The sequence below is a fragment of the Qipengyuania citrea genome, from assembly GCF_024171405.1.
Taxonomy (GTDB): domain Bacteria; phylum Pseudomonadota; class Alphaproteobacteria; order Sphingomonadales; family Sphingomonadaceae; genus Qipengyuania; species Qipengyuania profunda.
Map to the genome: position 1 here is coordinate 1761108 of NZ_JALJZT010000002.1, position 14350 is coordinate 1775457.

A 14350-nucleotide genomic window follows, 5' to 3' on the forward strand; every position below is an offset into this window, starting at 1 on the left:
ACAGTCAGCGCCTGCGGACTCCATTTTCACGTAGCACCGAGGGAGTACGATGCTTGGGGACAAGCGCATTGTCGCAGTCTTGCGCTCGGCACGCCAGGAAGATCGCGTGTCCAATTGCGAATCGTTCGGCAAGAAGGATTCGCAGCTGAACCTTGAGGTCTTAGATAGCATCGAGCGAGGTTGATGTTAGGACGACGTGCGTCTCCAGCGCACGATGATGCTCGCCAAGGTTCCAGACATGAACGTGGTGGACGCTCTCGATACCTCTCTGATTTTCGAGAAAGGCAACGATCCGATCGAACTCCAGCTCGTCGGGTACTGCGCCCATCAGGAGGCGTACAGTTCGTGGAAGAAGGGTTACACCTTGCCAGATCACGTAGCCGGCGATGATCACGGTTATGACAAGGTCCGCCACGTAGAGTTCGTAAAGCAAGATCAGGGCACCGGCCACGATCACTCCGACCGATGCCATCGCGTCCGACACGTTGTGCAGGAACGCCGCTTTCATGTTGATGCTGTCCTTGGCACCGCGGTGCGTGATGAAGGCGGTGGCGAGGTCGATCACCAGAGCGACGCCTGCGACCCAGATCACGGTCCATCCCTCGACTGGCTGCGGATCTGCGAACCGATTGATCGCCTCCACAAAGAGGTAAAAGCCGATGATAAGCAATGTGGTAAGGTTGATCAGCGCGGCGACAACCTCCCCCTGCGCGTAACCGAAGGTCATCAGCTTGTCGGCCGGTCGCCTGCCTATCTTGCGGGCGAACCACGCGATACCAAGCGCTGCTGCGTCGCTGAAGTTGTGCAGCGCGTCGGCGATGAGCGCGAGCGAGCCGGACACTATGCCGCCGACGACTTGCGCCAGTGTAAGCAAGACATTTATCGCGACCGCAAAGATCAGCTGGCGATCGCTCAGATTTTTCTCGGCGTGGCTATGCCCGGCGTTACTGCCGTGATCGTGCTGCGCGCTCATAGTCGAAACTGATCGCCTCCCTCGTGCTCGGTTCCTTCCTCGTCATGGATATCGTGATGAGCATCCCGAAGGATCTGGACGCCGCCGTATAGTGCGATGCACGCCACGGCGATGCCCACGACGAGATCGGGCCAGTTGGCACCTGTCAGCATCACGATGATTCCGGCGATGATGATGCCGCCATTGGCGATGAAATCGTTGAAGCTGAAAGTCGTCGCGGCGCGCATGCTGACGTCTTTCTCTTTCGTCCGCTGCAGCATCCGCAGGCAGATCAGGTTCACGATCGCCGCGACCGCCGCCATCGCCAGCATCATGAAGCCGCCTGGATCCGATCCTTCGACGAACCGGCGGACAGCATCGAAGATCACGCCAGCGGCAAACACCAACAGCATGATGCCGGAGAAGCGTGCCGCGCCGCGCTGCCAGACGCGCGACCGCGTTAAGGCAAGAAGGCTGAGCGCATAGACGATTGCGTCTGATGAATTGTCGAGGCCATTCGCCAGAAGCGCGTTTGAATCCGCGAAATAGCCGACGACGAAAAACCCGATGGCGATAGCCACATTCAGCCAGAGGACGATCCATAGCGTGCGACGCTTTTCGGCCGGTCCGATATCCAAGTCATGTTTGCCGCTCATGAGGCGCGCCCTCCCGCTCTTGCCCATTCCTCCACAGCTCGACGCTCGGACGACTGAAAGAACTTCATCCCGGCGTGGAAAAGCGGATCGAAGAGCTTCGCGCCCCTTCCATCCCACCGACTGTCGCCGACGATGGAGTTTCGACAGAGGATGACCTTGTGCCCGACGTCGAACCTGAGGTCGCTACACAGACCTCCGATATGCCAGTGCGCGAAATCGGGCGTGCTCTCGATTATCGCCGGAACGGCACCGGATTTGCACCCGGCGACGCGTTCGAGCGTGGGCACGAGGCTGTCGGAAGGCGACGCATCGCGCGCGCCGCCCGCCCGGATCCAAAGCTGTTCGTTCTCTTTCTTCATTGCGAGCATGATACTCTCCCGTTCCTAGCGCTCATGCGATGTCCGTCAGCTCGCGCTGCTCATCGCTTGTCACGTTGCGCCGCAGCCTGTCCCACCAACGCTGTCGCCAGGTCCGGTCATCTTCTCTGGTCCCGAAAACCAGCTTCAAGATTGCGGGCAAGACGAAAAGGGTCAGCGCGGTGGCGGTGATCAACCCTCCAATGACGACTGTCGCCAAGGGACGTTGCACTTCCGCGCCGGTCCCGGTCGCAATGGCCATCGGCACGAAGCCGAGCGATGCAACGAGCGCGGTCATGAGAACCGGCCTCAGGCGCGCCAATCCACCATCGACGATGGCGTCATCGAGCGCCATGCCCCTGTCGAGCCGCTGACGGATCGCAGTCACCATCACGAGGCCATTCAAGGTCGCCACACCCGACAGGGCGATAAAGCCTACCGCCGCAGATACCGAGAATGGCATCCCGCGTAGAGCCAAGGAGAAAATCCCGCCTGCCAGGGCCAACGGGATCGCGCTGAATACGGCGAGCGCCGGCACCCAGCCCCCAACCGCCATGTAAAGCAGAAAGAGAATGACCGCGAAAGCGATAGGAATGACTATCTGAAGTCTTTCCTGAGCAGCCTGGAGGTTCTGGTATTGACCGCCCCACTCGATAAACGCGGCAGCGGGCAGTTCGACCTGCGCCGCAACCCTTTCCTGGGCCTCTTCTACAAAAGACCCGAGGTCGCGTTCTCGCACGTTGGACGAAACGATCACCAGTCTGCGTCCCTGTTCCCGGCGAACCTCCGCGAGACCATCCACCACACGGAACTCGGCAACCGAGCGTAGCGGTATGGTTGCCCCGTTCGGGAGCAGCACCGGCAAAGCACCCAACTGGTCGAAATCGTCGCGGGTCGCGTCCGACAACCGCACAACCACATCGAAGCGGCGATCGCCTTCGAAAACGAGGCCCGCAGGCCGACCGCCCAGTGCGATCGCCACCGATTGCGCAACGTCTTCGACCTTCAGCCCGTAACGGGCAATCGCTGGCCGATCGAAGGCAATATCGAGGGTGGGGAACCCGGTCACTTGCTGGACCTTGACGTCCGCGGCGCCGTCGACATTGCGCAGCACGCCCGCAACCTCGTTCGCCGCCGAGGTCATGGCGCTGAGATCGTCTCCGTAGATCTTGACGGCAACATCTCCGCGAACGCCTGCGATCAATTCGTTGAACCGCAATTCGATCGGTTGGCTGAACTCGTAAAGGTTGCCGACGAGACTGCTGAGGGCGCTCTCCATTTGCGCGACCAACTCGTCCTTGGCGAGGTCGGGATCGGGCCATTCCTCACGGGGTTTGAGGATCACGTACGCATCGGAAGCGTTCGGCGGCATCGGGTCACTGGCCACTTCCGCCGTGCCCGTCCGCGAAAAGACAAGCTCGACTTGCGGAAATTGCTCGAGCCGGTCCTCTACCCGCCTTTGCATCGCGAGCGAACGTTCGAGCGATGTCGAAGGAATACGCAGCGATTGCACGGCGATGTCGCGCTCGTCCAATTGCGGTGTGAACTCGCTCCCGAGGAAGCTGAACACGAAGGCCGCAAAGGCGAAGATGCCGACGCCCATGCCGATGACCGGCCAGGGGCGGGTGATCGCCTTGCGGACCAGCGGTCCGTATCGCTCCTTGGCGATCCGGATCGGCTTGACCTCCTTTTCCGTCAGCTTCTTGTTGAGCAGGATGGCGATCATTGCCGGGACGAAGGTCAGCGACAACACGAACGCCGAGGCGAGCGCGAGCATGACCGTGATCGCCATGGGTGAAAAGGTTTTGCCTTCGACGCCGGTAAAGGTGAGAAGCGGTGCGAAGACGAGAAGAATGATCGCCTGGCCGTACACGGTCGGCTTGATCATTTCCTGCGCGGCAAGCCGCGTTTCCGTCAACCTCTCACCAAGTGTAAGAAGTCGGCCTTCGTGTTCCTGTCGAGCCGCGAGCCTCGCGACGCTGTTCTCGACGATGATGACGGCACCATCGACGATCAGGCCGAAGTCCAGCGCACCCAGGCTCATGAGATTGCCCGAAACGCCGAGCCGGTTCATTCCGATCGATGCCATCAGCATGGAAAAGGGGATGACCAGCGCCGCGATGATCGCTGCCCGGATGTTGCCCAGCAGCAAGAACAGGATTGCAATGACCAGAAGCGCGCCCTCGACAAGGTTCTTCTCGACGGTCGCGATCGTCGCATCGACCAGGGAAGACCGGTTGTAGACGATCTCCGCGACAATTCCTTCCGGCAGGGAGCTGCGAACTTCCTCGAGCCGTTCGGCCGCCTCGGCCGACACGGTGCGGCTGTTCTCGCCCGCGCGCATGAGCACGGTGCCCACGACCGCTTCATCGCCGTTCAGCGACGCCGCGCCCGTTCGCAGGTCGCCACCGATGCTGACCGTGGCGACGTCACCTACGCGAATGGGGACCCCCTCGCGGGTGGAAACGACCGCCTGCTCGATATCCTCAACACTGCCGAGGCGCGCATCGACCCGGGCGAGAAGGGCTTCACCGGCCCGCTCGACGAAATTGGCGCCTTCGGCGAGATTGGCCGCTTCCAGCGCGTCGATCACCTCGTCGAACGATAAACCGTAACCGGTCAATCGCACGGGATCGGGTTGAACGAGGTATTGCTTTTCGAAGCCGCCAATCGAGTCGACACCTGCCACACCGTCGACCGACCGCATGAGGGGGGCAACCACCCAGTCCTGGATGGTTCGCAGATAGGCAGCCTTGGCAACATCGCTGTCGAGCCGGTCGCCACGTTCGGTCACAAAGCTCCCGTCGGACTGCCAACCGACCGCTCCGCCCAGCGGTGCTTCCTTGCCGTCAGGAAACTCGAACTCGATGGTATACATGAGCACTTCGCCCAAGCCGGTCGAGATGGGTCCCATCACCGGTTCGGCACCCTCGGGTAGGGAGGCGCTTATGGGCGTCAGCCGTTCGTTGACCTGCTGACGCGCGAAATAGATGTTCGTCCCTTCCTCGAAAATTGCGGTCACCTGGCTGAACCCGTTCCGTGATATCGAGCGGGTCATCTCCAGACCCTCGATACCGGCAAGCCCGGTCTCGACAGGATAGGTGACCTGCGTTTCGACTTGCGAAGGCGACAGGGCTGGTGCCTCGGTGTTGATCTGCACCTGTACATTGGTGATATCGGGCACGGCATCGATGGGCAGGCGCAGCAAATTCACCACGCCATAGATTGCCACACCGAGCGTCAGCACGACCATCGCCCAGCGAAAGCGCACGGCGACGTCGAGGATCATGCCAATCAAACCATGGCGGTGGGGGCGATCCGCGTCCTGCATGTGTTCAGTGTCCATGCTCGGCCTCCTCCTTCTCGAGTTCAGCCTTCAGCAAAAAGGCGTTAGTGGTGGCGATCCGCCAATTCGCTTCGAGGCCTGACTCGATGACCACCCGTCCGCCCGAACGCGCACCGGTAACCACCGGACGGGCTTGAAACCCGCGGCGCGTGCGAGCGAAGATCACCTCTGCGCCATCGATTGTCTGGACGGCACTTTCCGGCACCGACATGCGGCCTGCATCGACCTCGCCCGAAGGGCGGATCCGTGCCTGCAGGAAGGCCCCGGGTTGCAGGCCGGGGATCGGCCTTGCCAGCGACAGGACCGCCGTAGCGCTGCGGCTTTCGGGATCGAGCGAGGGAGTGACGGATCGCACGCGCGCACCCACTTCCCGGTTGTCCGCGATTTCCAGCGTAGCCTCGTCGCCAGGCTGGATGCGGCTTGCTTCAGCCGACGGGAGGGCAACCTCGACCTGCATGCCGCTCGGATTCACGACCTGGTAGAGTTCTTCTCCGGCCTCGACGAAGGACCCGAGAACGATAGGCGCCGAGGTCACTCGGCCCGCGAGCGGGCTCGTAACCGCAAGGGAGCGCCCGTCGCCGCTAACACCCGCCGCGGAGACTGCCGCCTGGGCGCGTGCAAGTTCCGATTGAGCAACCTGCAGATTGGCTCGGGCGGCCTCGAGATCCTGCCGCGCGGTGACATTGGCTTCGAAAAGGCGGCGCTCCCGATCGTAGGCAGCAGACAATTCGTTGACCCGCGCGCCCGCTGCGCTGAGTTGCGCCGCAAGAGCAGCGGCGTCGGCGCTCTCGATGCGGGCAATCGTCTCGCCCTGCCTCACGTAATCACCCAGCGTTTTGCCGACACTGCGGACTACGCCCGCTGCGCGGGCATCGATGCGGGCACTTGCCGTCGGGCTTGCCGCGACGGTGGCCGGAAAGACCAGCTCGACCGCCGATCCCTGACCGACGGTTTCGACCTCTATCTGGGACGCTTCGATTTGTTCGGCGCCAAGCAGGACAAGCCCTTCGGGAAGCTCGGCCTCCTCGCTCGTTTCCTCAATGTGCTGGTCGGCACTGCCACTTGGCCACAGCATAAACACTGCAGCGGCGATTGAAACGATCACGCCGATAAAAACGGCCAGACGTCTACGGTTCATTTGGAAATACCTCATTGTGCGCCGAGCCAGATCAGCGTCGCCGCCAGGCGGCCACGATCTTCCTGGGCTTGAATCAATGCTTCACGGATGGTGTCGCGCGCTTCGGCCGCAGCCAGAACTTCGATCAGCGGAAATCTGCCGTTGCGGTAGCCAATCCGAACGAGGCGCAAGGCTTCCTCGGCTTGGGGCAAGGACGTCTCCGCGAGGGTCTCGACCCGCGCTTCGGCTGCCAGAAATTGTCCGCGAGCCTGCGTGACTTCGAGTTCGAAATCGGTGCGGGCAATCGCCTCCCGTGCCGTCGCGGCGCGAAGCCGCGCCTCGGCAGCAGCGATGTTTCCCTGGTTGCGATTACTGAACGGAAACGGGATCGAAACGCCTACGAGGAACGCCTGGTCTCTGCTTTCCTCGAACCGTCGGACACCGGCGGATATCGCCGGATCCGGAATGCCTAAAGAGCGTTCCCGGGCGATCGCGGCATCTGCAGCCTCGCGTTCGGCACGGGCGATCTGGAGACGTAAGGCCGAAGGCGAGGCGAGCAGCGTTGCCGGAGGTTCGATCTCGGGGAACACCGAAGGCACGTCCGCAGCAGGTGCTGCCTCGCCCCAAAGCGCGGCCAGCGCATTCCTCGCCGCACTGTCGGCAGCCAGGGCCGCTTCAAGCTCCGCGAGCGCCTCCGCAAGTGCCGCTTCGGCACGAAGCGAACGCAAGGGAGGCTCCCGCCCGACATCGACCAGTACCCCTGCGATCCTGGCAAGCTCGCGGTTGCGCTCGACTATGTCCCGCGCGAATTCCAATCGGGCTGCCGCAGCGACGGCTTCCACATAGCGCTCGCGCACCGATCGCCCGAGCTGAGCAACCGAGAGCGCTCCTGAAAGGGTCGCGACGCGCGCCTCCGCCTGGGCGGCGCGGACGCGCGCTCCTCGTTTGCCGCCCAATTCGAGCCGCTGGCTCAGGGACAAAGTGTACTCGGTGGCCTGCAATCCCGAAAATGCGCCGCTTCCGGCAATGTTTTCGGCTTCGAAAGCAATTTCGGGGTTGGGCCGCAGCCGCGCCTGGTCGACCAGGGCCCGCGCCGCGTCGGCTTCGGCCCGCGGTCCGATCAGGCGCGGATTTTCTGGGGGCTCATCTGCGCTGTCGACGATGCCCGCACGAGCGAGCGCAGCTTCGAGCGTCAGAAGCTCACGCTCCTGCGCCGCCACGGTCGTGGCTTGAGCGGCGAGGAACAGCCCTCCAAGGAGGACCCCTCGCCAATGAATGGCTGACATTTTTCGAAAATTCCTCTGCTGACGATCCGAACTGCGCTGCGGCATGCAGCGCGGTGACGGTCGTCAGGCGCGAGGGGGGCGCTTCAGTCGGTCGGCAATTTCGGAAGCGAGCGCTTCGGCGGGAGGCGCATCGGGAACCACGACCAAGTGAGGGACCGAATTCTTCTGCACGGTGCCGGCAAAGCTCGCCCCGTGATGGCAATGGCCGTGTCCACACACGCCGTGTTGCTCGGCCGGCGCATCCGGATCGCCCGGCACTTCATCGGCGGCTGCGGATGACGCAGACGCGCTATCGAGCGAAGCCAGAACGGGCGTGCTTCCGGGCGCCACTTCGGCACCGCAAGCAGCAGCATCCGCCGCCGTCACGAACACCATCGCGACCAGCATGAGCAGGACGACGAAAGGGTGCAGGACAAGGCGACGATAGCTTGTAGTCATGGATTCCAACGGCTCCTAGCAAACCGCATCAAGATTGCAAGTTCCGTAACACGATGAAGTATAAGTCTTTTGTTACAGTATAACAGTCCTCGAATACTGTTTCGGTCTGTTAGAACGGCGCGATCAGGCCGCGCGAAGCTCGGGATGCGGATGCTCGCAGCGATGAACTTCGATCGTGACGTGCACATATTCTGCATGCTCTGAAAGTCGGCTGGCATAATTGTCGGGCGCGAGCGGATCATCGGCGATGAGCGAGGCGATGACTGCATACTTGCCGGGACCGATCCGCCAGATGTGCAGATCGCCGATCGCGGCGTCCCGGTCCTCGAGCGCCTCGCGCACCTCTGTGTACCGTTCAGAGGCCGCTTCGGCGTCGACAAGCGCGGCAGCGGTATCGCGCAGCAGTGACCATGACCAGCGCCCGATCACGAATGCACCCACCAGCCCCATTGCCGCGTCCATCCATGCCCAGCCGAGGTACATGCCGGCGAGAAGGGCCACGATAGCCAGGACGGAGGTCAGGGCATCGGCAAGCACGTGGAAATAGGCGGAGCGCAGATTGTTATCGGCATGCGCATGGTCGTGGTGATGATGATGGTCGTGATCATGCCCATGGTGATGATCGGCACCAAGCAGCCAGGCACTCGCGAGGTTCACCACGAGGCCGAGCACGGCGATCCAGATAGCCTCGGTATAGGCAATCGTGAGCGGACTGACGAACCTTTGAGCCGATTCAACCGCGATCCCGATTGCGAAGATGGCGAGGACAAGCGCGCTCGCGAAGCCGGCGAGGTCGCCCACCTTGCCGGTACCGAATGTGAAACGCGGGTTGTTCGCATGGCGCTTGGCAAACCAGTAGGCGAAGGCCGCGACGCCCAAGGCACCTGCATGGGTCGCCATGTGGAAACCATCGGCGAGAAGCGCCATCGATCCGGTCCACAGGCCAGCGACGATTTCGACCACCATCATCGCGGCGGTCAAGGCAACGACATAACGCGTGCGCCGCTCATGGGCGTCGTGCGAGGCGCTCAGGAAGTTGTGATCATGGGCGAGCGGATTGGAGTCGGCGTGATGCATGCGAGGCTGATACCCCGAGATGCCCTTTCCAAGAAACCCCCTCTCCAACCGAAAAGGCAATCGACGACGATTGTCTGTGATGATCGCCGCAGCCAACCGATCATAGAAATGCTGCGGCGACCAACAGACTATTATCCCTTAATCTTGGATCGGAACGTGACGGTCCTGCGATCGACCACGGTGATCCGGCGCGTCTTGGCATCGATCACCAGCCGTTCGGTTACGCCATTGCCCGGAAAGGCGACGACGTAACGCGGATTGAGCGAGAGCATCTGCTCGTTGCGCTTGAACCCGGCGCGGGCACCGAGACGACGATCGAGCGAATAAGTCAGCTGCTGGACTTCGCGGCGCTCGGCCCAACTCGCTGCCAGACGATCGGCACCCTTGCCGTCGCCGCCATGGACCAGGAAGAGATCGGGAACCGCATCGCGAACCTTGTCCAGCGTCGCCCAGATGTTCTCGGCGTAGGCGCGCGCGTCCTCGGCGCTTTCAAAGCTCTGGCGACCACCCGCAAAGACGACTGGAGTTCCTTCAGGGATCAAGGCGTGACGACGGTTCTCAGCGCGTGCGCGTAGAAAATCGCGGGCATCGATCACGGCCGATGTGAAGTGGCGCGAATGGCTCGTGCGCGAGCCCGAAACGGGCTTCCAAGAGGAGCCGGTCTCGTCGCGGTAAAGTGCTGCCGCCGCCTCGCGCATCTGCTCAAAGGCAAGCATGCTGGCTTCGGCAGCCTGCGCGCGCTCAACCTGCTCTTCAAGATTGCTCGAATGCACTTCGGACCCGTCGGCTGATGCGAGGAGGACCCGGATCTCGTCGCTGGCCCGATCAAGTTGAGCCGACTTGCGGCTGGCTGCGCGGTGGAACAGATTGACCATGCCCCAGGCAATATCCTCGGCATCGGCTTCCAGGGCTGTGTCGGAAAACATCGCGAAGAGGTCGGACCATACGGCGCCAAGCGTCTGCTCGATCGCGTCCTCGCAGGGAAAGTCGGTCTCGTTGAAGGGGGCCGGCCTGATGCTCAGGCCTGAGAGATCGAGGCCGCTCAACTGGTCGATGAAGCTGTCGTACATGGGGTGTCTCCTGATCGCGGGGACAAGGAGAGGAGGCACCATTGCCTCGGCCCTGTCCGCCGGAGCCCGATCAGGGCCGGGAAAAGGGGGCGTGACGCACCGCGCAGCGGGAAACCTGCGGTCCTAGGCTGGCGCGGGCAACACGGGCCGACGGGCCGCAGGTTGCGGCTCGCCCCGACCGGCCCAAGGGCCTCTCCCGGCGGACAGGGATGAGGCAGGATCAGCACCCGGTATCGCAGGTGGATCGGGAGCGCTCGAAGATCGCTTCGCCATTTGAGAGCCGACCGATGAGGCGCAACTCACCAAACAGGTCGATGAACCTACCCGAGACCTGGCCAAGCCAGTGCCGTGCTCTCGCCGTTCGTGGGTTGTAGAAGTCGGCCTCCCAGTACTGGGCATCGTCGCGTTCGGCGAGCCAGATCGCTGCAAGGCCGCAATAGGTCGATATGCCGCAATCGGCGAAGGCATTGCGAAGGAGGATGCGGTCCTCGCGGCCGCGCCATCCATCGAAGCGCTCGAAGGAAGGAAAGGCCGCCTTCGCAGTATCGATGACTTCGTCGACGAGGCACTCATAAGCCCAGTCGGTGTCGTCCACTTCGCCGTCATCGAGCAGGCGAAAGGCCACTACGGAGCCGGTCGGGTAGCTGACGGAACGTCCCATCTCACTGCTCCTCAGGCTGCATCAGCGAGATCGATGTCAGTCTCGCCTTCGTTAGATTGCTGGCCACCCAGTTCGAGCAACAGGCTGGCCGCTTCCTCGGCCTTGGCCGCAGCGGTGAGGATCGCGCGCTCGTCCGATTTGAGGATCTTGAGCCAGGACGCGATGTAGCTGGCGTGATGGTCGAGATGGGTAACGGGAAGACCCAGTTCTGCCCCGAGAATGGCCGAGGACAGCTCGGCGATCAGTTCCTCGGCAGCATAGGCGTCGCTGCCGAAGCGGTTCTTGAGATCGCGGTCGAGCCGCGAGGAATGCCCCGTCCAGTGCGACAGCTCGTGCGCGAGCGTCGCGTAGTAGTGGTCGTAGGCTTCGAAAAGTTCGGCTGGCGGCATGGTGACGCGGTCGCGCAGCGGCTCGTAATAGGCCTGGGCGCCATGATGGCGCAGGTCTGCGCCAATCTCTGCGAAAAAGGCATCAAGCCGCTCTTCGCGTCCTTCGGGCTCCAGCGCGTCAACGAGTGGCTTGGGATGATAGAACTCGGGGAGGCCATCGCACTGGTCAGCGTTGAAAACGGCGTAGGCCTTGAGCACGCGCCGGTTCTCGGTGTCCACTTCGCCTTCGGCGTTCTCGACCTCCTTGGTGTAGCTCTTGTAGAAAATCGCGATGGTCGATTTCTCACCCTTGCGGACCTGTCCGCCGAGCGCCTGGCACTGGCGATAAGTCATCCAGTAAGGCGAAGCGTAGCCACAGCCATCGGCTACCATCCACAGCCAGAAGGTGTTCATGCCGCGATAGGGCGTCCCGCAGGAGCGCAACGGCCGCGAGATGGGGACACCGCGCCATGGCTTGACCCAGGGCTTTGTGCCTTGCTCGAGCTTTGCGATAATGGCGACAGTAATACGCTCCGCTGGCGAGGTCGAAGCGGTGCGGCGAAACTTGGTCATGAGAGCTCTCCTGAGCGCCGGGACGGACATGCCCCGGCTCAGGAAGAGCAAAGCTCCCTCCCCTCTCCGTCTCTTAGGCAGGCGATAATCAGCGAAAACGCGAAAAGGCGGCCCGTCCCGATTGGGACGGACCGCCCGCCGAGTGACCTGGACCTGTCAGGAGGGGTCAGGCAGCCTGCTCGGCAATCTCATCGGTCACCTCGTCGCTGACCAGCTGCTCGGCTTCGTCATCAACCGACGCATCTTCCTCCAGATCGGCTGGAACGTCAGCATCGGTGAACAACATGATCGAAGGCACCCAGGCCTGTGCCCGTTCCTTGACCTCGGCCTCACCGATGAAGTTGCCGGAGAATATGCGCTCGGCAGCGCTCGCCAGTTCGGCCTTCTTCGATGCGGCATAGCGACTGACGAGTTCGGGACCACCGGCGGCATCGAGCGCCTCGAGCGTGCGAGCCTTGGCCACACGATCGAAGTAGTTCGCCGCCGTGGGACGCCACCAGTGTGCGGTCTCGATTTCGAGCAGTGAGCCCAGCTCCTCGTGCAGTGGCACCGAGCGCTCCCCTTCGCAGGCAAGGCTGGCAACCAGAGTGCGCGAGACGACATGGCCGAGCCAGGCCGAGCGTGCCTCGCCGGAAAGCGCCCGGAACCTGGCAAACCGCTCGACATCGCTTTCACCAGCACGCCAGCTTTCATCGAGCGAACCGGCGAACTCGGCCAAGGCAGCGCTCGCCGGTGCATCCTTGGCCTCGAACCCGGTAACCGGGCCGGAAGCAACCGAGCCGACCAGCGTCGACGCATTCTTGGCGCGCCAGTCGTGTCCATCTGCATCTGCGAGCGTGAAGACCATGAAGTCGAGCGCCAGTGCCGGATCGTTGGCGAGGTGGATCGCCAGGATATCGCGGCGCTGCATGGCCAGTTCGTCGAGTAGGCGCTGCGACAGCGAACTTCCTTTGGGCTTTGCCGCGCCACTTTCCTCGATGGCCTCGACAACGCCTTCGTCAGCGATGACTTCGGTCTCGGTGTAGTACTGTGGGACCAAGGTCGGCTCGCCATTGCGCGAGAGGACGAGGAAGGCGCCGGCCTCCGGTTTCAGTTCGTCGGCGAGTACCGGCGGCCGGTCATTGATCGCGCGCATGGCGCGGTCGATGACGACGAGTTCCTGTTCTGCCTTGGCGACCTGGTCCTCATCGCTGTCCTCGTCTTCGAGCACGGCGGCGACGCGGTCGTAGTCGGCCTCGAGCTCGCCGAGCTCCTGCACTTCCCGGTCGGTCATTGGCGCAGGCTCGCAGGGCAAGCGATTGAGGCCGTCGACAAGGTCATGACTGACATAGGTGCCAAGCGTCGGCCGAACCCAGGCAAGGCCATATTCGATCGCGACCTTTTCTGCGGCTTCTTCCATGGCCTTGTGTGCGAGGTCCTCGAGCAGCGCGACATCGATCCAGCTTTCGCTGGCATCGTCGTCGAACAGTTCGCGTTCGATCCGGCCACCCGCAGTGAGGTAGGCATCGCGTCCGACGAGAACCGCTCGCGGATCGGAGCCACGAACAGTTGCGTCGAGCACCATGCGGCGGATCGTGTCAGGCGTGATCTGGTACCAGGCGTCCTGCAGCTCGGCATAGACATGCGCTTGGCGCTCCACGTCGGAGATCGCGCCGTAGGCTTTGGCCATGTCGAGCGTAATCGTGCCTTCGGCGAGCGCTTCGAAGACGCAGGGTGCGAGACTTGCTAAGCGCAGACGCCCTTCGACGAATCGGACGGTGAGGCCGAAGCGGCGCGCCACGTCTTCGGTGGTAGCGCCTGCCTCGATGATCGCCGCGAAAGCCTGCGCTTCGTCGGCCGGGTTCATCGCGAGACGCTGGAAGTTCTCGGCAAGGCTGGCCTCGCGAACTTCGCTTTCCTCGCCTTCGATGACGAGGCAGGTGACCTCATGGCTTTCGGACAAGGGGCCCTCTTCGGCCAGTGCCTGCAGCGCGGCGAGACGCCGGCCGCCGGCCTCGACCTCGAACTTGCCGCGCTTTCCTTTGCGCACGACGAGGTTCTGCAGCAGACCGCGCGCACCAATGTCTGCCCGCAGCTGGAGGTCAGCCAGCACATCGCTCGACTTGCGAACGTTGCGCGGGCTCGGGACGAGCTTCTTCAAGGGAATCGACTGGATCATGGGTGTTCTCCTGATGGAATGAAGGCGCAGGTGAGGATCACGAGGCCCACAAGCCCAAAGGGCTCCCTCCACTCTCTTCAATGGCTGTGGCGACCATCTATACGACCGGGATGGGGCGATCAGGGATCGGCTGAGATCCGTCCATGAGAGCAGTTGTTCTCGATGCGCGAACTCATCCGCAGGCCAGTCAGCACCGGGCACAGGCAGATTAGTCGCCCGGACTTAAGGAAGGACGTGATCAGGCTCTGACGCTACGCGACACGGGAACTTGTCGATTCATTCAGTCACACGG

12 protein-coding genes are annotated in these 14350 nt (G+C 62.7%); all 12 read right to left on the minus strand.

The genetic code is table 11. The features are described from left to right. Positions 1-160 precede the first annotated feature (160 nt). The 12 genes from J2S32_RS09415 to J2S32_RS09470 all read right to left on the minus strand — a co-directional run bounded on the left by J2S32_RS09415 (position 161) and on the right by J2S32_RS09470 (position 14058). A complete protein-coding gene (locus tag J2S32_RS09415) occupies positions 161-973 on the minus strand; it encodes a cation diffusion facilitator family transporter (RefSeq protein WP_253520482.1) in 813 nt (270 codons plus the stop codon). Beyond that, positions 970-1608, minus strand: coding sequence for a cation diffusion facilitator family transporter (locus tag J2S32_RS09420; protein ID WP_253520484.1), 639 nt, complete (start codon positions 1606-1608; stop codon positions 970-972). Before J2S32_RS09420 ends, J2S32_RS09415 begins: the two co-directional genes overlap by 4 nt. Next, entirely contained in the window at positions 1605-1967 is a 363-nt protein-coding gene (locus J2S32_RS09425; RefSeq protein WP_253520486.1) for an STAS/SEC14 domain-containing protein, read from the minus strand. The genes J2S32_RS09420 and J2S32_RS09425 overlap by 4 nt, the downstream gene beginning before the upstream one ends. 31 nt (positions 1968-1998) lie before the next feature. Next, positions 1999-5262: an efflux RND transporter permease subunit gene (locus J2S32_RS09430; protein WP_253523035.1), complete on the minus strand. Its 3264-nt coding sequence runs from the start codon at positions 5260-5262 to the stop codon at positions 1999-2001. 37 nt (positions 5263-5299) lie between these two features. Then, on the minus strand, positions 5300-6448 hold the full coding sequence (locus J2S32_RS09435; RefSeq protein ID WP_253520488.1) for an efflux RND transporter periplasmic adaptor subunit: 1149 nt from the start codon (positions 6446-6448) through the stop codon (positions 5300-5302). 11 nt (positions 6449-6459) lie between these two features. Beyond that, positions 6460-7713 (minus strand): TolC family protein, encoded by a 1254-nt coding sequence (locus J2S32_RS09440; protein ID WP_253520490.1) that lies wholly within the window; start codon positions 7711-7713, stop codon positions 6460-6462. A 63-nt stretch (positions 7714-7776) separates the two neighbouring features. Further along, complete coding sequence (locus J2S32_RS09445) at positions 7777-8151, minus strand: hypothetical protein (RefSeq protein WP_123880465.1); 375 nt, start codon at positions 8149-8151, stop codon at positions 7777-7779. 123 nt (positions 8152-8274) lie between these two features. Further along, on the minus strand, positions 8275-9228 hold the full coding sequence (dmeF, locus tag J2S32_RS09450; RefSeq protein ID WP_253520493.1) for a CDF family Co(II)/Ni(II) efflux transporter DmeF: 954 nt from the start codon (positions 9226-9228) through the stop codon (positions 8275-8277). Between the two features lie 131 nt (positions 9229-9359). Next, positions 9360-10298, minus strand: coding sequence for a DUF2493 domain-containing protein (locus tag J2S32_RS09455; RefSeq protein WP_221597118.1), 939 nt, complete (start codon positions 10296-10298; stop codon positions 9360-9362). Between the two features lie 220 nt (positions 10299-10518). Further along, entirely contained in the window at positions 10519-10959 is a 441-nt protein-coding gene (locus J2S32_RS09460) for a hypothetical protein (protein ID WP_253520496.1), read from the minus strand. An 11-nt stretch (positions 10960-10970) separates the two neighbouring features. Next, positions 10971-11900, minus strand: a complete 930-nt coding sequence (locus J2S32_RS09465; RefSeq protein ID WP_253520498.1) for an ArdC family protein — start codon at positions 11898-11900, stop codon at positions 10971-10973. A gap of 166 nt (positions 11901-12066) precedes the next feature. Then, positions 12067-14058, minus strand: a complete 1992-nt coding sequence (locus J2S32_RS09470) for a ParB/RepB/Spo0J family partition protein (RefSeq protein ID WP_253520501.1) — start codon at positions 14056-14058, stop codon at positions 12067-12069. Positions 14059-14350 lie beyond the last annotated feature (292 nt).